Below are 19,268 nucleotides of genomic sequence, written 5' to 3' on the forward strand. Positions count from 1 at the left end.
AGAGTCCCTCAATCAAGTTTGAAAATCTGCGAAGCACGTAGAAGCAGCGGCGTGCACAGACAAGAACGGATTCGAGCCGCGCCGGGCCTACCGGGTTCCTGTCCGGGAGGTGAAGCCTTGCAACCGGATGCAAGCAGCTTCGCCTTCCGTGCACACCGTACTCTTACTTTCCGCTGCCGTCGTCGGGCGGATTGCCGTCGTAGTTCTGGTTGCGGCGGCGCTGCAGGAAGGCGTCGCGCGTGAATGAATACTTGTCGAGCGCCGCATCGCCGAGCAGGCGGCTGGCCCGCAGGTACTGCGAACGGGTGTCGACCACTCGCAGCACGGTCAGCGAATTGCGCCAGGCAATGTCGTCCACGTGGTTCAGCGGGTCCCCATAGAAGTCCAGCGGCTTGGCGGCGGCGTCGCGCACGGTCGACGAGCCCAGCAGCGGCAGCACCAGGTACGGGCCAGGGCCCACGCCCCAGTAGCCTAGCGTCTGGCCGAAGTCCTTCTCGTGGCGGGGAATGCCCGCTTCGGTCGCGACATCCAGCAGGCCGCCAAGGCCGAAGAACGTGTTGACGTTCAGGCGCATGAAGGTTTCCGCGCTGTCCTGCAGCTTGAGCTGGGCCACGTTGTTGGCCAGGCTCCAGACGTCGCCGATGTTGCCGAAGAAGTTGCTCACCCCGGTACGCACCATGGAGGGCAGCGCCTTCTGGTAGGCCGTGGCTGCAGGGACGAGCACCGCGTCGTCGACGGTGTCGTTGAAGCGGGTGACACCGCGGTTGAACGGCTCGAGCGGGTCGGCCGGGTTGGCATTGGGGCCGGTGGCGCATCCGGCCACGAGCGCGAAGACCGCTGCGGCACTTGCCCAGCGCAGGCCGCTACCCATGCGTTGCACGGCGTTTGACAGATTTGATCGTGTTTTCATTTTTTGTTGGCTGTTCCGGCCGACGAGGTATTACCTTCCGCCGCCTTGCTGTACAGGAACTGACTGATCAGGTTCTCCAGCACCACGGCCGACTGGGTCGCGGTGATGGTGTCGCCTGCCTGCAGGTTCTTGTCGTCGGCGCCCGCCTCGATCCCGATGTACTGCTCGCCGAGCAGGCCACTGGTCAGGATCTTCAGAGAGCTGTCCTTGGGAAAACTGTAACGGTTTTGCAAAGCCAGTGTTACGTTGGCCTGAAAGGTCTTGTCGTTGAAGGAGATCGACTCCACGCGGCCGACCACCACACCCGCGCTCTTTACCGCGGTCTGGGGCTTGAGACCGCCGATGTTGTCGAAGCGCGCCGTCACCGAATAGGTCTTCTGGAAATTCAGGCTCAGCAGGTTGGCCGACTGCAGCGCGAGGAACAGCAGCGCCGCCGCGCCGATCAGGACGAACAGGCCGACCCAGATGTCGTTGTTGGAACGTTGCATGGTTTGCACTCTCTAGAACGATTGGGGCCCGGCCCCTTTTAGATACTGAACATCATGGCGGTCAGGAGGAAATCCAGCCCAAGCACCGCCAGCGATGCGGTGACCACGGTCTTGGTGGTCGCCCGCGACACGCCCTCGGGCGTGGGCTGGGCCTCGTAGCCCTGCAGCAACGCGATGAAGGTGACGGTGAAGCCGAACACGATGCTCTTGATGACGCCGTTGCCGACGTCGCGCCACACATCGACGCCGCCCTGCATCTGGCCCCAGAACGCGCCCGGGTCGACACCCAGCATCAGCACGCCCACCACGTAGCCGCCCATGATGCCGACCGCGCTGAACACCGCCGCCAGCAAGGGCATGGTGATGACGCCGGCCCAGAAACGCGGCGCAAGAATGCGCTGCACCGGATCGACCGCCATCATTTCCATGGCGCTCAATTGCTCGTCGGCCTTCATGAGCCCGATTTCCGCGGTGAGGGAAGTGCCGGCGCGCCCGGTGAACAGCAGCGCCGCCACCACGGGGCCCAGTTCGCGCACCAGGCTCAACGTGACCAGCAGGCCCAGCGCCTCGGACGATCCGTACCGCTGCAGCGCGTAATACATCTGCAGCCCCAGCACGAAACCCACGAAGAGCCCCGACACGCCGATGATGGCCAGCGAGAAGTTGCCCAGGAAATGGATCTGGTCGCGCACCAGGCCGAAGCGCCGCATGATCCGCGCGCCAGGGCCGACCAGGCGCATGAAGAGCTTCGCGCCATGGCCCAGGTTGGACAGATGGCGGCGCACTGCGAAGCCGATATCGGCAGGCTTCCACCAGCTCATGAGCGGCCCCCTTCGACATTGCCGAAATCGGCTTCGATGCTGACGCCGGGGTAGTGGAAACGCACCGGCCCGTCGGGCAGCGCATTCACGAACTGGTGCACCAGCGGATCGGCGCTGTTGCGCACGTCGTCGGGCGTGCCCTGCGCGGCGATGCCGCCGTTGGCAAGGATGATCACGTGATCGGCGATGCGGAAGGTTTCCTCGAGATCGTGCGACACGATGATGCTGGTGAGCCCGAGCGTGTCGTTGAGCTGCCGGATCAGCCGCGCGGCGGTGCCGAGCGAGATCGGGTCGAGCCCCGCAAACGGCTCGTCGTACATCACGAGATCGGGGTCCAGGGCGATTGCGCGTGCCAGCGCCACGCGCCGCGCCATGCCGCCCGACACCTCGCTGGGCATCAGGTCGCGCGCGCCGCGCAGGCCGACTGCGTCGAGCTTCATGAGCACGATGTCGCGTACCAGCGCTTCGGAGAGTTGTGTGTGCTCACGCAACGGGAAAGCCACGTTGTCGAACACGCTCATGTCGGTGAACAGCGCGCCGAACTGGAAGAGCATGCCCATGCGGCGACGCGCTGCATAGAGTGCCGTCGCGTCGAACCTGACGACGTCCTGACCATCGAAAAGGACCGCGCCGCGTTGTGCGCGCTGCTGCCCGCCGATCAATCGCAGGACCGTGGTCTTGCCGCCACCCGATGCGCCCATGAGCGCCGTCACCTTGCCGCGGGGCACGGAGAAAGACACGCCGTCGAGGATGGCACGCGCACCGTAGCCGAACGTGACGTCGCGAAACTCTACGAAAGGATGTGGCTGTGTAGCTGGGTCCATCTCAATAAAAAAGCCGGGCGCTCTTTCAAGCATCCCGGCATGCGGTTTTGCAGCGGATGATAACGGGGCCGCGACGGCGACCGCGAAATTGAAACAAAAATCAGCGCGGCAAGTCGCTGAATCCCATCAGAAACTCATCCACCGACCGCGCGGCTTGACGGCCTTCGCGGATTGCCCACACCACCAGCGACTGACCGCGGCGGATGTCGCCGGCGGCAAAGACCTTGGGTACGTTGGTGGCATAGCCGCCGATGAAATCGACCGTTGCCTTGGCGTTGCCGCGTGCGTCCTTCTCCACGCCGAAGGCGTCGAGCACAGTGGCCACAGGGCTGATGAAGCCCATGGCCAGCAGCACGAGGTCGGCCTTGAGCACTTGCTCGCTGCCGGCGACTTCCTGCATCTTGCCGTCCTTCCATTCGACGCGAACGGTCTTCAGGCCGGTGACCTTGCCCTTCTCGCCGATGAATTCCTTGGTGGAGATCGCGAACTCGCGTTCGCAGCCCTCTTCATGGCTGGAGCTGGTGCGCAGCTTGATCGGCCAGTACGGCCAGGTCAGCGGGCGGTTTTCTTCCTCGGGCGGCTGCGGCATCAGTTCGAACTGCGTGACGCTGACCGCACCGTGGCGGTTGCTGGTGCCAACGCAGTCGGAGCCGGTGTCGCCGCCGCCGATGACGATCACGTGCTTGCCGTCGGCGCGCAGCTGGCCCTTGACCTTGTCGCCGGCGTTGACGCGGTTTTGCTGCGGAAGGAACTCCATCGCGAAATGGATGCCGTCGAGGTCGCGGCCGGGCACCGGCAGGTCGCGCGACTGCTCTGCGCCGCCGGTGAGCAGCACGGCGTCGAACTCTTTCTGCAGTTGCTCGGGTGTGACGGTTTCCTTGGCCAGGTTCGTGACCTTGGAGCCCTTGCCCAGCGGGTCTTTCGCTGCGCCGACGATCACGCCGGTGCGGAACACCACGCCTTCGGCCTTCATCTGCTCCACGCGGCGGTCGATGTGCGACTTCTCCATCTTGAAGTCGGGGATGCCGTAGCGCAGCAGGCCGCCGATGCGGTCGTTCTTCTCGAACAGCGTCACGTCGTGGCCGGCACGCGCCAGTTGCTGGGCAGCCGCCATGCCGGCCGGGCCCGCGCCCACCACCGCCACCTTCTTGCCGGTCTTGTGCTTGGCGACGCGCGGCGCCACCCAGCCTTCGTCCCAGGCGCGGTCGATGATCGCGTGCTCCAGCGACTTGATGCCGACCGCGTCGTCGTTCACGTTGAGCACGCAGGCAGCCTCGCAGGGCGCGGGGCAGATGCGGCCGGTGAACTCGGGGAAGTTGTTGGTCGAGTCGAGCACCGCGAAGGCGTTCTGCCAGTCGTTGCGGTACACCAGGTCGTTGAAGTCCGGAATGATGTTGTTGACCGGGCAGCCGCTGTTGCAGAACGGCGTGCCGCAGTCCATGCAGCGCGCACCCTGCACCTTGGCCTGTTCAGTGTTCAGGCCGACGACGAATTCCTTGTAGTGCTTGACGCGCTCGTCAACAGGCTTGTAGCCCTCTTCGATGCGCTCATGCTCCATGAAGCCGGTGATCTTTCCCATCGTGCTTTCCTTTGTTCTCTGTACTCGTGGGCGCTCAGACCGAAGCCGGGGCCGTTTGCGGTGCGGGGGCCGTCAGCGCATGCGGCTCGAGGCCGATGTGCGCGTTGTTGCCGGAGCTGGTGAGTTCGACCTTGCGGTCGTGCAACTCGGCCAGCGCGCGCTTGTATTCGTTCGGGAACACCTTCACGAACTTGGTGCGCGACACAGCCCAGTTGTCGAGCAGCTCGCGCGCGCGCTTGCTGCCGGTCCAGCGGTGGTGCTCTTCGAGCAGCTTCTTGAGCTGGGCTTCGTCGGTCTCGCCGCCGTGCCAGATCTTGCGGTGCACGCTCGCAGTTTGCTCGGCCGAGGTCAGCACCTTGTCGAGCGACACCATCGAGAGGTTGCAGCGCGACGCGAACTGGCCGTCTTCGTCGTACACGAAGGCGACGCCGCCGCTCATGCCGGCCGCGAAGTTGCGGCCCGTCTTGCCGAGCACGGCCACCGTACCGCCGGTCATGTACTCGCAACCGTGGTCGCCGGTGCCTTCGATGACCGCCGTGGCGCCCGACAGGCGCACCGCGAAGCGCTCGCCGGCCACGCCGCACAGGTAGGCCTCGCCGGTGGTCGCGCCGTACAGCGCGGTGTTGCCGACGATGGTGTTGCGAACCGCCTCACCGCGGAAGTCGAGGCTGGGGCGAACCACCACGCGGCCGCCCGAGAGGCCCTTGCCGGTGTAGTCGTTCGCGTCGCCGATCAGGTACAGCGTGATGCCGCGCGCCAGGAAGGCGCCGAACGACTGGCCGCCCGTGCCTTCGAGCTGGATGCGGATCGAGTCGTCGGGCAGGCCCTGCGGATGCACCTTGGTCAGCGCGCCCGAGAGCATCGCTCCCACCGAGCGGTTGACGTTGCGCGCCACCTCGATGAACTGCACCTTCTCGCCCTTGTCGATGGCGGGACGCGACTTCTCGATGAGCTTGACGTCCAGCGCCTTGTCGAGGCCGTGGTCCTGGTTCTCGACATGGAAGCGCGGCACGTCGGCCGGCACGTTCGGCAGCGCGAACAGGCGGCTGAAATCGAGGCCGGAGGCCTTCCAGTGCTCGATGCCCTTGCGCATGTCGAGCAGGTCGGCGCGGCCGATCAGGTCGTCGAACTTGCGGATGCCCAGCTGGGCCATGATCTGGCGCACTTCTTCCGCGACGAAGAAGAAGTAGTTGACGACGTGCTCGGGCTTGCCCGAGAACTTCTTGCGCAGCACCGGGTCTTGCGTGGCCACGCCCACCGGGCAGGTGTTCAGGTGGCACTTGCGCATCATGATGCAGCCCTCGACCACCAGCGGCGCGGTGGCAAAGCCGAACTCGTCGGCGCCCAGCAGCGCGCCGATGGCGACGTCGCGGCCGGTCTTCATCTGGCCGTCGGCCTGCACGCGGATGCGGCTGCGCAGGCGGTTGAGCACCAGCGTCTGCTGCGTCTCGGCCAGGCCGATTTCCCACGGGCTGCCCGCATGCTTGATCGACGACCAGGGCGAAGCGCCCGTGCCGCCGTCATGGCCGGCGATCACGACGTGGTCGCTCTTGCACTTGGCAACGCCCGCGGCGATGGTGCCCACGCCGATCTCGCTCACCAGCTTCACGCTGATGCTGGCGTGCGGCGCGGTGTTCTTCAGGTCGTGAATGAGCTGCGCCAGGTCTTCGATCGAGTAGATGTCATGGTGCGGCGGCGGCGAGATGAGGCCCACGCCCGGCACGGCATAGCGCTGCTTGCCGATGTATTCGGTGACCTTGCCGCCTGGCAGCTGGCCGCCCTCGCCCGGCTTGGCGCCCTGCGCCATCTTGATCTGGATCTGGTCGGCCGAATGCAGGTACTCGGCCGTGACGCCGAAGCGGCCCGACGCGACCTGCTTGATGCGCGAACGCAGCGAGTCGCCGTCGCGCAGCGGCATGTCGACCTCGACGTTGGCCGCGCCGATCACGCTCTTGAGCGTGTCGCCCTGCTTGATCGGGATGCCCTTGAGTTCGTTGCGGTAGCGCGCGGGGTCTTCGCCGCCTTCGCCGGTGTTGCTCTTGCCGCCGATGCGGTTCATGGCCACGGCCAGCACCGAGTGCGCCTCGGTGCTGATCGAGCCGAGCGACATCGCGCCGGTGGCGAAGCGCTTCACGATTTCGGACGCAGCCTCGACCTCGTCGACCGGAATGGCCCTGGCGGGATCGATCTTGAACTCGAACAGGCCGCGCAGCGTGAGGTGGCGACGGTTCTGGTCGTTGATGAGCTGGGCGTATTCCTTGTACGTGTTCCAGTTGTTGGCGCGCGTGCTGTGCTGCAGCTTGGCGATGGCGTCGGGCGTCCACATGTGCTCTTCGCCGCGCGTGCGCCAGGCGTATTCGCCGCCGGCGTCGAGCATGTTGGCGAGCACCGGGTCGTCGCCGAAGGCGGCCTTGTGCATGCGGATGGCTTCCTCGGCGATTTCGAAGACGCCGATGCCTTCCACGCGGCTGGCGGTGCCGGTGAAATACTTGTTCACCGTCTCGCTGTTCAGGCCGATGGCTTCGAACAGCTGGGCGCCGCAGTAGCTCATGTAGGTGCTGACACCCATCTTCGACATGATCTTCGACAGGCCCTTGCCGATGGCCTTGACGTAGTTGTAGACCGCCTTGTCGGCGCTGAGGTCGCCGGACAGGTCGGCATGCATGGCCACCAGCGTTTCCATGGCGAGGTACGGGTGCACGGCTTCCGCGCCGTAGCCGGCCAGCACGCCGAAGTGATGCACTTCGCGCGCCGAGCCGGTCTCGACCACCAGGCCGGCGGTGGTGCGCAGGCCTTCGCGAACCAGGTACTGGTGCACTGCCGACAGCGCCAGCACGGCGGGAATGGCCACCTGCGTCGGGCTCACGCCGCGGTCGCTGATGATCAGAATGTTGTGGCCGCCCTTGATGGCGTCCACCGCTTCGGCGCACAGCGAGGCCAGCTTGGCTTCGACGCCTTCGTCACCCCAGGCGAGCGGGTAGGTGATGTCGAGCGCGTAGCTCTTGAACTTGCCCTGCGTGTACTTGCCGATGTCGCGCAGCTTCGCCATGTCGGCGAAGTCGAGGATCGGCTGGCTCACTTCGAGCCGCATCGGCGGGTTGACCTGGTTGATGTCCAGCAGGTTGGGCTTGGGACCGATGAAGGACACCAGCGACATCACGATGGCTTCGCGGATCGGGTCGATCGGCGGGTTGGTCACCTGCGCGAACAGCTGCTTGAAGTAGTTGTACAGCGGCTTGTTCTTGCTGGAGAGCACGGCCAGCGGGCTGTCGTTGCCCATGGAGCCGATGCCCTCTTCGCCGGCTTGCGCCATGGGGCTCATCAGGAACTTGATGTCTTCCTGGGTGTAGCCGAAGGCCTGCTGGCGGTCGAGCAGCGCGACCTGGCTCAGCGGCGCGGAGACCGGCTCGGCCTTGACGCTGTCGAGCTTGATGCGCAGGTTCTCGATCCACTGCTTGTAGGGCTTGCTGTTGGCGAGGTTGGCCTTGACCTCCTCGTCGTCGATCATGCGGCCCTGCTCCAGGTCGATGAGGAACATCTTGCCGGGCTGCAGGCGCCACTTGCGCACGATCTTCTGCTCTGGCACGGGCAGCACGCCCGATTCGGAGGCCATGATGACCAGGTCGTCGTCGGTCACGCAGTAGCGCGAAGGACGCAGGCCGTTGCGGTCGAGCGTGGCGCCGATCTGGCGGCCGTCGGTGAACACGATGGAGGCCGGGCCGTCCCAGGGCTCGAGCATGGCGGCGTGGTATTCATAGAACGCGCGGCGGCGCGGGTCCATGGTGGCGTGCTGCTCCCAGGGCTCGGGAATCATCATCATCACGGCCTGGCTGATGGGGTAGCCGGCCATCGTCAGCAGCTCGAGGCAGTTGTCGAAGGTGGCGGTGTCGGACTGGCCGGCGAAGCTGATGGGGTAGAGCTTCTGCAGGTCGGCGCCCAGCACGGGCGAGGACATGACGCCTTCGCGCGCCTTCATCCAGTTGTAGTTGCCCTTGACCGTGTTGATTTCGCCGTTGTGGGCGACATAGCGGTACGGGTGGGCCAGCGGCCACTCGGGGAAGGTGTTGGTCGAGAAGCGCTGGTGCACCAGGCCCAGGGCCGAGACGCAACGCTTGTCCTGCAGGTCGAGGTAGTAGGTACCGACCTGGTCGGCCAGCAGCAGGCCCTTGTAGACCACGGTGCGGCTGGACATGCTGGGAACGTAGTATTCCTTGCTGTGCTTGAGCTTCAGGCGCTGGATGTTGGCGCTGGCGGTCTTGCGGATCACGTAGAGCTTGCGTTCCAGCGCGTCCTGCACGATCACGTCGTTGCCGCGGCCGATGAACACCTGGCGCAGCAGCGGCTCTTTTTCGCGCACGGTGGGCGACATCGGCATGTCGCGGTTGACCGGCACGTCGCGCCAGCCGAGCAGCACCTGGCCTTCGGCCTTGATGGCGCGTTCCATTTCCTGTTCGCAGGCTTCGCGCGAGGCGTGTTCCTTCGGCAGGAAGATCATGCCGACGCCGTATTCGCCGGGCGGGGGCAGCGTGACGCCCTGCTTGGCCATCTCTTCGCGGTAGAGGTGGTCGGGCAGCTGGATCAGGATGCCGGCGCCGTCGCCCATCAGCTTGTCGGCGCCCACTGCGCCGCGATGGTCGAGGTTTTCGAGGATCTTCAAGCCCTGCAGCACGATGGCATGGCTTTTCTCGCCCTTGATATGTGCAACGAAGCCGACGCCGCAGGCATCGTGCTCGTCGGCACCGGAATACAGACCGTGTTCTTGGAGATGTTGAATCTCGGCAGCCGTCGTCATGGGCGCGCTCCTTCAGTTTTCGCAGGGAAAGGGAGCATATTGCGATGCACAAAGAATGCCAAACACTTTAATAGGGGTCAGATTCGAATTAAATCTTGAGTTTTCTTGTCAGAATTTAATTAGGGACATATTAAAAACGGTAGCAAAAGCCCGAGAACTGTCGGCGGCTTGACGCCGATTCGGCTTCAGGAAGCGGTGCTTGAAGGCGGTCTGCCCGCCTTGGCCTTGACCACGCGACGCTCCGTAGACTTCTGCAAAGTCCCCAGAAAATCGTCGTCGCCGGCCGCCCAGCCACGCAGGGTGGCCTCGGTCAGCGCATCCTGATCGGCCATGCGTACGCCGGCGCGCACCAACTCGACATAGGCGGCCTCGCGCGCGAATGGCGTGTTGCCGAGTTCCCAGTACAGGGGATGCGGCGTCAGCAGCTTGTCGTGCCGCAGTCCGGCGTAGTGGCCGTGGCTGGACCAGGGAAAATCGCGCGCGTCGACCGCGATGCCAGCCCGCACCGGGTTGAGGTCGATGTAGACCATGCAGGTCAGCAGGTAGCGGTCTGTCTGGATCAGCGTCGACCTGTAGCGCCCTTCCCACAGGGTGCCGCTGCGGCCGTGGCGGTCATTGAAGTAGCGCACGTAGCTGCGCCCCACCGACTGCATGAATTGCGGCAGGCCGGTGGCGCTGTCGGGCGTCGCCAGCAGGTGGAAGTGGTTGTCCATCAGCACGTAGGCGTGCAGCGCGACGCGGAAGCGCAAGGCGTTCTCGGCCATCAGCGCGAGCAGCTTCTCGTGATCCGCCCGGTCCACGAAGATCGGCTGGCGGTTGTTGCCACGCTGGATCACATGGTGCGGCATGCCTGCCAGGGTGAGACGGGGAAGACGGGCCATGGGACAAGCGGACGCGAGTTGCGCGCCGGCGTTCAGCCGAGACGGAAGCGCGTGTCGCCCAGCGCGTCGAGCCCGAACTGCGACAGCAGCTCGCCCAAGCGCGTCGCCGCGCTCGCCTTGCGCTGGCCCGTGTAGCGCGCCAGGATCAGCTCGTTCTTCATGCTGTGCTCCCAGCCGACCAGCTCGGTGACCGTCACGCTGTAGCCGTTGGCCTCCAGATACAGGCAGCGCAGCACGTTGGTGAGCTGGCTGCCGATCTCGCGCGTGTGCAGCGGGTGGCGCCACAGCTCGGCCAGCGGCGTGCGAGAGAGCGCCAGCGCCTTGGTCTCGCGCAGGCAGGCGGCCACCTCGGCCTGGCAACAGGGCACCAGCACCATGCAGCGTGCGTTCTTGGCAAGGCCGAAGGCAATGGCGTCGTCCGTCGCGGTATCGCAGGCATGCAGCGCGGTGACGACGTCGATCTGCGCCGGCAGCTCGCTCGCCTGCGCAGATTCGGCCACTGTGAGATTCAGGAACGACATGCGGCCGAAACCCAGCCGCTGCGCCAGGGCGCGTGAGCGCTCGACCAGTTCGCTGCGCGTCTCGATGCCGTAGACATGTCCGCCCTGCCGCGCGCGGAAGAACAGGTCATAGATGATGAAGCCGAGGTAGGACTTGCCGGCACCATGGTCGGCCAGCGTGGCACCGGCGCCCTCTTCCGGCAGCTCGCGCAGCAGCTGCTCGATGAACTGGAACAGGTGGTAGACCTGCTTGAGCTTGCGCCGCGAATCCTGGTTGAGCCGGCCCTCGCGGGTGAGGATATGCAGCTCCTTGAGCAGCTCCACCGACTGCCCCGGCTTCAGCACTTCAGCCAGCTCGGCGTCGGCCTTGGCGAGCTTGTTCGTCTTTGCCGCCTTGGGGGCGAATTTGGTGTTCATGGCTTGGCACTCCCGGGGCCGATGTCGAGCGCCGCCCAGCCAGCCGGGCCGAGGGCTTCGAGCGTGTCGATGTTGCGCTCGAAGATCGCTTCCGCCTCGGGAAATGCATCGACAGCACGGTCCACGCTCTCCTCGCGCAGCAGATGCAGCGTGGGATACGGCGCGCGGTTGGTGGCGTTGCCGATGTCGTCGGGCTCCGTGCCGGCGAACTGGAATTGCGGATGGAAGCTCGCCAGCTGGAACACGCCGTCGAAACCTGCGCGGGCAAGCCGGCGCTCGGCACGCGCCGTGAAATCGTTGAAATCCAGGAAATCGGCCAAGGTGTTCGGTGCAATCAAAAGGGTGGTGTCACGCATGGCGGCGTCGAGCGCCGCGAGGTCTTTGGCTTCGGCCAGCAGCGCGTCCATCAGGTCGGCTTCTTCGGCGGGTTCGTACACGGCGTAGTGGATCTGCCCCTTCACGTGCACCGCCTTCGCGAAGGGGCACAGGTTCAGGCCGATCACCGCGCGTTCGAGCCAGCGCCGCATGTCGGCGCAGGCCTGGGCGGCCCCGATTGTCGCCGGGCCGCTCATGCCATCCCCGCCGCAGGGCGAATCCGCCCCAGGCGCCGCGCGATCGCCATGCCGACCAGCGAGCAGGCCAGCGTGGCGGTCCAGGTCCAGTGCCAGCCGCCGACGCGATGCGCCACCCAGGCAACCGCTGGCGGCGCCAGGAACTGGCCCAGCGAAGAGGCCTGCTGCATCAGGCCGACAGTGGTGGAAACCGTGGTCGGCCCGGGCGCGAACCGCACGCCGAGCAAAAACAGCGTCGCCGGCACCATGCCCCCGCCCAGCGAGAAGGCGCAGACCGCGACATAGCGCAGCGCGGGCGGCAGGCTCAGCGCATCGGCGCCCTGCCCGGCTTGCGCAAAGGCCGCGACGCCGCCCAGCGCCATCGTGAGGAAGCCCCACTGAAGCAGCCGCTCCGGCGCCACGCCGCGCTGAAGCCAACGACCGCCGGCAATGTTGCCGACGATGTTCATGGCGGCGGCCAGCGCGGTCAGCAAGGCATTCCAGCCGGCTGGCACGCCGGCGCCAGCGTAGATGGCCGGAAGAAAGCCGATCACCGCCATCCACTGCGCCGAGTACACGGCGAAGGTCAGCGCGATCAGCCAGGGCGCGCGCGCGCCGACCGTGGCACGCAGACGAGACGACCATGCCGTGGAAGCGCCGCCCGCCGCGGCCGGGCGCAGCCGGTCGGCCGGCACTGCCTGCCAGAGCCAGAGCGCGGCCACGGCGGAAACGACCGACAGCGCCCACCACCAGTCTGGCCATCCGCCCCAGGCGATCAGGGCCGGCCCCACCAGCAGCGCAAGCGCGACGCCGAGCGGCATGTAGGCGCCCCACAGCCCCAGCGCGGCTTTGTCGGCGCCCGGAGGAGTCAATGCACGGATCAATCCCGGGCCGGGCATGACGGTCAGCAGAAAGCCGACGCCTTCGACGGCCCGCAGCACAAGCAGCCACCGCACCGCATGGGAGCCTTCCACCGCGCCGCTGCCGACCCAGCCGCCCAGCAGGCTGGCGACCGTCAGGACCACGAGCCCCGTCAGCATGCTGCGCCGCAGGCCGATGCTGTCGGCCGCGAGCCCGGCAACCAGCCCCAGCGTCATGCTGGCGACCTGCACCAGCGACAGCAGGAACCCAGCCTCCACCAGCCCGATGCCCAGCGAAGACTGCAACGCGGGCACGGCGGGCGGCAGCTTGCCGAGGTGCAAGGCGCCGCTGACGCCGCCCAGCAGGACGGCGAAGGCGGCAACCGGTACGCGGGGACGCACGGCCTGGCTCACGCGATGCCCCGCCGTCCGGTGAGCCTTTCATGCTCGCGCATGGCGAAGCGGTCGGTCATGCCGGCGATGTAGTCGGCCACCGCACGGGGCCGGTCGCGGCGGTCGGCGTACGAGGCGGGCATCTCGCCACCTCGCTCGATGTAGGCATCGAACAGCTCCCGCACCACCTGCTGCGCCTGGTCGGTGGTCTGCGTGACCTGCGGATGGCGGTACAGGTTGCGAAAGAGAAAGCGCTTGAGCTCTTCGGATTGCGCCTGCATCGTCTCGCTGAAGGCGACGAGAGGCGGGGCATGCCGCACGGCGTCGGCATTGGCCGGCGCAACGGCTTCGATTGCCGCGCGCGTCGCGTCGATCACGTCGTAGACCTGCGCGCTGAGCATGCGCCGGATGGTCTCGTAGAGCACGCGGCGGCCCTGCAGCTGGGGGTATTCGGCAAGCGCTTCCCGGCGGTAGCGCTCGAAGAGTTCCACCTCGCCAAGCTGCTCGACGCCTATGAGGCCGGAACGCACACCGTCGTCGATGTCGTGCGCGTTGTAGGCGATGGCGTCGGCCAGGTTGCACAGCTGCGCCTCCAGGCCGGGCTGCGTGCGGTCCAGGAAGCGGCGGGCCACGCCGTTGGGTTCGGCCGCCTCCAGCCGCTCGGCATTGGCGCGCGAGCAGTGCTTCAGGATGCCCTCGCGCGTCTCGAAGCTCAGGTTCAGGCCGTCGTACTGCGGATAGCGATGCTCCAGCGCATCGACAACGCGCAGGCTCTGCAGGTTGTGCTCGAAGCCGCCGTGCTCGGCCATGCAATCGTTGAGCGCATCCTGGCCCGCGTGGCCGAAGGGCGTGTGCCCCAGGTCGTGGGCCAGCGCGATCGCCTCGACCAGGTCTTCGTTGAGGCGCAGGGCCCGGGCAATCGACCGCCCCAGTTGCGCAACCTCCAGCGAATGCGTGAGCCGCGTGCGGAACAGGTCGCCTTCATGGTTCAGGAAGACCTGGGTCTTGTAGACCAGCCGGCGGAAGGCAGTGGAATGCACGATGCGGTCGCGGTCGCGCTGGAAGGCGTCGCGCGTGGGCGCGGGCGGCTCCGAATGGCGCCTGCCGCGCGACTGCGCGGGCTGGCAGGCATAGGCCGCGAGGCTCATCCCTCGCAGCACTGCGCGAGCACTTCGCGCACCAGCGCATCGGGCGCGCTGCGAACCACGGCCGAGCCGGGCTTGTCGATTACCACGAAGCGGATTTCGCCGGCTTCCGATTTCTTGTCGACGCGCATCAGCTCCAGGTAGCGCTCCGCACCGAGTGCGGGGCCGACGGTCGGCAGGCCGGCGCGTTCGATCAGCCGCGTGAGGCGCTCGACGAAGGCGGCGTCGACGCCGCCGAGCCGCTGCGACAGATGGGCTGCCATGACCATGCCGCAGCCGACCGCCTCGCCATGCAGCCACTCGCCATATCCCAGGCCTGATTCGATGGCATGCCCGAAGGTGTGGCCGAAATTCAGGATGGCGCGCAGGCCGGTCTCGCGCTCGTCCTGGCCGACGACCAGCGCCTTGATCTCGCAGCTGCGCTTGACGGCATGGGCCAGCGCGGCGGGGTCGCGTGCGTTCAGGGCCTCGATGTTGGCCTCGATCCAGTCGAAGAAGGCCATGTCGTGGATCGGGCCGTATTTGATGACTTCCGCCAGCCCGGCGCTGAGCTCGCGCGGCGGCAGCGTCTGGAGCGTGGCCAGGTCGCAGACAACGAGTTGCGGCTGGTAGAAAGCGCCGATCATGTTCTTGCCGAGCGGATGGTTGATGGCCGTCTTGCCCCCGACCGAGGAGTCGACCTGCGCCAGCAAGGTGGTCGGCACCTGCACGAAAGGCACGCCGCGCATGTAGCTCGCGGCGGCGAAGCCGGTCATGTCGCCCACCACGCCGCCGCCGAGGGCGAACAGCACGGTCTTGCGGTCGCTGCCGTGGCCCAGCAGGTCGTCGAAGATCAGGTTCAGGGTCTGCAGGTTCTTGTGCACTTCGCCGTCGGGCAGCTCGAGCAGGTGCACGGTGCGGAAACGGCCGGCCAGGGCGGCCTGCAGCGCCTTCGCGTAGAGCGGCGCCACCGTGGTGTTGCTCACGATCAGGGCGGAGGCTGCAGCCGGCGTGGCGGCAAAGCTCGCGGGGTCGTCCAGCAGGCCGGCACCGATCAGGATCGGGTAGCTGCGGTCGCCAAGCTGGATGTCGACGCGTTCTGGCGGAGCGGAAAGTACGGACAGGGACATGGCAGCGAGTTTAGGCGCTGCGGCCGGGGACGGCTCAGTCGGAGGGCTCTTCCGGGTGGGCGCCCGGCTCGACGATCCCGGCCAGCTCCAGCTGCATGACGATGATGTTCACCAGCATGGCGATGGACGGCCGGCCGGTATCGACCACGTCGTGCGCCGTGGCCCTGTAGAACGGATCGCGTGCGTCGTGCAGTTCGCGCAGCCTGCCCAGCGGGTCGGCCACTTGCAGCAAGGGGCGCTTGACGTCGTGGCGCAGGCGCCGGAACAGGTCTTCGGGAGAGGAACGCAGATAGATCACATGGAAGTGATCGCGCAGCTGGATGCGGTTGGCTTCCCGCAGCACCGCGCCGCCGCCGGTGGCCAGCACGCCCTGGGCGTTGGCTGCCAGGTCGGCGATCACGGTTTGTTCGAGATCCCGGAAGGCGGCCTCCCCTTCCCGGTCGAAATAATCACGGATCGAGCAGCCGATGCGGTGCTCGATCACGTGGTCGGTATCGACGAATGGAAGGTCCAGCCGCATCCCCAGGCGCCGGCCCACTGCGGATTTTCCGGCGCCGGGCAAGCCGACGAGTGCGACCGCCACGCGGTGGCTGCTACGCCCGCGCGTCAGCGCGCGGCGTTGCGGTCGGTAATCATCTTCGGGGTGATAAAGACGAGCATTTCAGTCTTGTTGGCAACGCGTTCGCGCTTGCGGAACAGTGCCCCCAGGTAGGGCACTTCACCCAGCACCGGCACGCGCGATTCGTCATTGGTTTCTGTGAGTTCGAAGATACCACCGATGACGACCGTGCCGCCGTTCTCGACCAGCACTTCGGTCTGCACGTGCTTGGTGTTGATGGCCGGACCTGCTGAAGTGTTGACGCCACGGGCGTCCTTGCTCACGTCCAGGGTCAGGATGATGTTGCCTTCGGGCGTGATCTGCGGCGTCACTTCCAGCTTCAGCACCGCCTTGCGGAACGAGATGGAGGTCGCGCCGCTGGACGTCGCCTGCTGGTACGGGATTTCCTCACCCTGCTCGATCAGCGCCTTGGTCTGGTCGGCCGTGATGACGCGGGGGCTGGAAACCAGCTTGCCCTTGCCGTCGGCTTCGAGCGCGGAGATTTCGAGGTTCAGCATGCGAGAGAAGCTCGAATTGAATAGCGAGAACGCAAAGGAGCCAGGTGAGCCTCCCCCAGTTCCAGCGTCTCCTGCAGGAAGGTTGACGAAGTTGCTACTGGTGGGAGACCCGAAACTAACCGTCGGGCTTGTTGTAGTCGAAGTGGTTGTCGTAACCCCTCCGGTCAAAGTTGACGAGGAAGTTGTTCCTCCTCCGGTAACAGTTGGAAATGTTCCAAACGAGTTGTTGCGATTGATCACTCCACCGCCAAGCTTTACTCCCAGCGATTTGCCGAACGTATCGGAGGCCTCAACAATCCGGGCTTCGATCAACACTTGGCGCACAGGAATATCCAGTTTTTGAATCAGCTCGGCAACCTGCGCAAGGCGTGACGGGATATCGGACACGAAAAGCTGGTTCGTACGCGACTCAGCAATCACACTGCCACGTGGACTCAGGATACGAGTTGTTGTGCCGCTGTTGCTGCCGCCAGAGCCCCCTGCGGACGCGCCCGTGCCGGTCAGTCCTTGTGCAATGGCAAGTGCTTTGGTGTAGTTGAGCTGGAACGACTGGGTCCGCAGCGGCTCGAGGTTCTCGATCGTGGCCTTGGCCTCGAACTCGAGCTTTTCCTTGGCGTTGATTTCGTCCTTGGGCGCGATCCACAGCACGCTGCCGTTCTTGCGCATGCCCAGGTTCTTCGCCTGCATGATGATGTCGAGCGCCTGGTCCCAGGGCACATCCTTCAGGCGGAGCGTCAAAGCGCCGGTCACCGAATCCGAGGTCACGATGTTGAAGTTCGTGAAGTCGGCGATCACCTGCAGGAGCGAACGGATCTCGATGTTCTGGAAGTTCAGCGAGAGCTTCTCGCCGTTGTAGCCGACGCCTTGGGTCAGCTTGGTCGGATCGACCTTGCGGGCCCGCATTTCGACCACGAACTGGTTTTCGCTCTGGTAGGCGCTGTGCTCCCAGTCGCCCTTGGCCTCGATGGTCATGCGCACGCGGTCACCGGCCTGCTGCGAGGTGATCAGCTGCACCGGGGTACCGAAGTCCGCCACGTCGAGGCGGCGGCGCAGGCCTTCGGGCAAGGTCGACTTGGTGAATTCCACGACGAGATTCTTGCCCTGCTGCTTGACGTCGACGCCGACCTGGTTGTTCGGCAGATCGACGATCACGCGGCCAGTGTTGTCGGAGCCGAGTCGGAAGTCGACATCGCGCAGCGGCAGCGTGTCGCGGTTGCGGTTCTCGGCGAAGGTGGTGGCGGCAGACACGGCAAGCGCCGTGCCGGCCACGGGCTCGAGCACGACCAGCAGCGACTTGCCCTGGATTTCGGCCTTATAGGCAGTCGCCTGCTTCAGGTTCAGCACCACGCGGCTGCGGTCACCGGCCTGGACCACATTGACCGAACGCAGGTTGCCCTGGTTCACTTCGATCGCAGAGCGTCCGATGGCGTTCGTGACGCCCGGGAAATCAAGCGCAATGCGTGCAGGCGTCTGGACGGCGAATCCCGCCGGCACCGCGGTGAGCGGCTGCGCGAGATCGATGCGGATCACTTCCGCGCCGGATTGCGTCGAGCTGGTGACGGATTCGATTGCGTTCTGCGCATGGGCCACGGCCCAGGCGCCCAAGGTCAGCAGACCCAGCCCGGCAGCGCGCAGCCACTGTGCCATCGTTGATTTTTTCTGGTTCATTTCGCACTCTCTTGCAACTGCAGCGTGGCTACGCGTTCGATCCATTCACCGGCGGCGTCCTGCACGATTTCGCGCAAGGCAACTTCGGTTTCGTTGATACGGGTGATGCGCCCGTAGTTGAGTCCCAGGTATTCGCCGACGCGCACCTTGTAGAGCAGCTTGTCGACACGGACCAGCGCCACCGGCTGGCCGTTGCGGTTCATGCTGCCGACCATCGCCATGGAGTCGAGCGGGAAGGCTTCGAGCGCTTCCTTGCGGCGCGCCAGCTCGGGCGCGATCAGCTCCGAAGTGCTCGGCTGGTTCGACTCGCGACGCAGCGCCTGCGTCAGCTTCAGCATGTTGAACGGCTCGAACGAGGAAGCCTCGGTGTAGGTCTGCGGCGTGAACTTCTTGGGTTCCGTGATGCGGGGCACCGAAGGTTTCACCTGGGCGCGCTGCTCGGCCATCCAGCGTTGCAGGTCTTCCTGGTCGGACTCGCAGGCGCTGAGGCCCGCGGAGACCAGCATGATCCCGATGACTTTGATGGCGACTTTCATTTCTTCGCCTTTGGCGCTGCGGCGCGTTTCTGGGCGGCCCGCTCGTCATCGTCGAGATAACGGAAGGTACGCGCCGTGGCGTCCATCGTCAGCGTGTCCTTGTCCTTCTGCGGGGTGATCGTCACGCCGTTCAGCGTCACGATGCGCGAGAGTCCGGCGACGTCGGCTACGAAGGCGCCCATGTCGTGGTATTTGCCGGTGACGCGGACCGCGATCGGCAATTCGGCGTAGTAATCCTTGACCACCACCTGCCCGGGCCGGAACAGCTCGAATTGCAGGCTGCGGCCAAGCCCCGCCTGGTTGATGTCCGAGAGCAGCGCATCCATTTCCGCCTTGCTGGGCAGTTGCTTCTCGAGCAGGGTCACGTACTGCTGCACCTGCTCGCGCTGCTTCTTCAGCAGGTCGAGGTTGGCCGCCTGCGCGACCTTCTTCTGGTAGTCGGCCTTGAGCGTGACTTCCTTGTTGCGCTCGGCCTCGAGCTCGTCGTTCGAATTGGTCAGCCAGACGAACCACAGGGCCACCAGCACCAGTGCGGTCACCGCCAGGCAGAGCGCATAGCGCGGCACGGCCGGCCACACCGAGGGGTCATTCGGATTGAGCCCGCGGAACTGTTCGCTGAAACGCTGCAATGCAGCGCTGACATCCACTTTGGGTAAGGATCGTTTGCTTGCCATGATC

Annotated in this window: 16 protein-coding genes; all 16 read right to left on the reverse strand. The window is 65.8% G+C overall.

Annotated features, from left to right (window positions below):
* Positions 1-163 precede the first annotated feature (163 nt).
* Positions 164-871 (reverse strand): MlaA family lipoprotein, encoded by a 708-nt coding sequence (locus tag ACWV14_RS26190; protein ID WP_454906079.1) that lies wholly within the window; start codon positions 869-871, stop codon positions 164-166.
* 35 nt (positions 872-906) lie between these two features.
* A complete protein-coding gene (mlaD, locus tag ACWV14_RS26195) occupies positions 907-1,398 on the reverse strand; it encodes an outer membrane lipid asymmetry maintenance protein MlaD (protein ID WP_081266458.1) in 492 nt (163 codons plus the stop codon).
* Between the two features lie 38 nt (positions 1,399-1,436).
* Positions 1,437-2,219, reverse strand: coding sequence for a lipid asymmetry maintenance ABC transporter permease subunit MlaE (gene mlaE, locus ACWV14_RS26200; protein WP_454904456.1), 783 nt, complete (start codon positions 2,217-2,219; stop codon positions 1,437-1,439).
* A complete protein-coding gene (locus ACWV14_RS26205) occupies positions 2,216-3,076 on the reverse strand; it encodes an ABC transporter ATP-binding protein (RefSeq protein WP_422088060.1) in 861 nt (286 codons plus the stop codon). Before ACWV14_RS26205 ends, mlaE begins: the two co-directional genes overlap by 4 nt.
* 67 nt (positions 3,077-3,143) lie before the next feature.
* Entirely contained in the window at positions 3,144-4,622 is a 1,479-nt protein-coding gene (locus tag ACWV14_RS26210; RefSeq protein ID WP_454904457.1) for a glutamate synthase subunit beta, read from the reverse strand.
* A 34-nt stretch (positions 4,623-4,656) separates the two neighbouring features.
* A complete protein-coding gene (locus ACWV14_RS26215; RefSeq protein ID WP_454904458.1) occupies positions 4,657-9,414 on the reverse strand; it encodes a glutamate synthase-related protein in 4,758 nt (1,585 codons plus the stop codon).
* Between the two features lie 185 nt (positions 9,415-9,599).
* Positions 9,600-10,295 carry a transposase gene (locus tag ACWV14_RS26220; RefSeq protein ID WP_454904459.1) on the reverse strand — a complete coding sequence of 232 codons (696 nt, stop codon included), beginning with the start codon at positions 10,293-10,295 and terminating at the stop codon, positions 9,600-9,602.
* Between the two features lie 32 nt (positions 10,296-10,327).
* A complete protein-coding gene (locus tag ACWV14_RS26225; protein WP_454904460.1) occupies positions 10,328-11,212 on the reverse strand; it encodes a class I SAM-dependent methyltransferase in 885 nt (294 codons plus the stop codon).
* Positions 11,209-11,784: a DUF1415 domain-containing protein gene (locus ACWV14_RS26230; protein WP_454904461.1), complete on the reverse strand. Its 576-nt coding sequence runs from the start codon at positions 11,782-11,784 to the stop codon at positions 11,209-11,211. Before ACWV14_RS26230 ends, ACWV14_RS26225 begins: the two co-directional genes overlap by 4 nt.
* Positions 11,781-13,025: an MFS transporter gene (locus ACWV14_RS26235; RefSeq protein ID WP_454904462.1), complete on the reverse strand. Its 1,245-nt coding sequence runs from the start codon at positions 13,023-13,025 to the stop codon at positions 11,781-11,783. The genes ACWV14_RS26230 and ACWV14_RS26235 overlap by 4 nt, the downstream gene beginning before the upstream one ends.
* Before the next feature lie 8 nt (positions 13,026-13,033).
* Positions 13,034-14,164 carry a deoxyguanosinetriphosphate triphosphohydrolase gene (locus ACWV14_RS26240; protein WP_454904463.1) on the reverse strand — a complete coding sequence of 377 codons (1,131 nt, stop codon included), beginning with the start codon at positions 14,162-14,164 and terminating at the stop codon, positions 13,034-13,036.
* Positions 14,161-15,270, reverse strand: a complete 1,110-nt coding sequence (aroB, locus tag ACWV14_RS26245; RefSeq protein WP_454904464.1) for a 3-dehydroquinate synthase — start codon at positions 15,268-15,270, stop codon at positions 14,161-14,163. Before aroB ends, ACWV14_RS26240 begins: the two co-directional genes overlap by 4 nt.
* A 34-nt stretch (positions 15,271-15,304) precedes the next feature.
* Positions 15,305-15,853 (reverse strand): shikimate kinase, encoded by a 549-nt coding sequence (locus tag ACWV14_RS26250; RefSeq protein ID WP_454904465.1) that lies wholly within the window; start codon positions 15,851-15,853, stop codon positions 15,305-15,307.
* Between the two features lie 23 nt (positions 15,854-15,876).
* On the reverse strand, positions 15,877-18,054 hold the full coding sequence (pilQ, locus tag ACWV14_RS26255; protein ID WP_454904466.1) for a type IV pilus secretin PilQ: 2,178 nt from the start codon (positions 18,052-18,054) through the stop codon (positions 15,877-15,879).
* On the reverse strand, positions 18,051-18,590 hold the full coding sequence (locus tag ACWV14_RS26260; RefSeq protein WP_454904467.1) for a pilus assembly protein PilP: 540 nt from the start codon (positions 18,588-18,590) through the stop codon (positions 18,051-18,053). The genes pilQ and ACWV14_RS26260 overlap by 4 nt, the downstream gene beginning before the upstream one ends.
* The gene (gene pilO / locus ACWV14_RS26265; RefSeq protein WP_422088072.1) at positions 18,587-19,264 is read right to left on the reverse strand and encodes a type IV pilus inner membrane component PilO; all 678 of its coding nucleotides are present in this window, start codon (positions 19,262-19,264) and stop codon (positions 18,587-18,589) included. The genes ACWV14_RS26260 and pilO overlap by 4 nt, the downstream gene beginning before the upstream one ends.
* Positions 19,265-19,268 lie beyond the last annotated feature (4 nt).

This window comes from Variovorax durovernensis, from assembly GCF_977011995.1.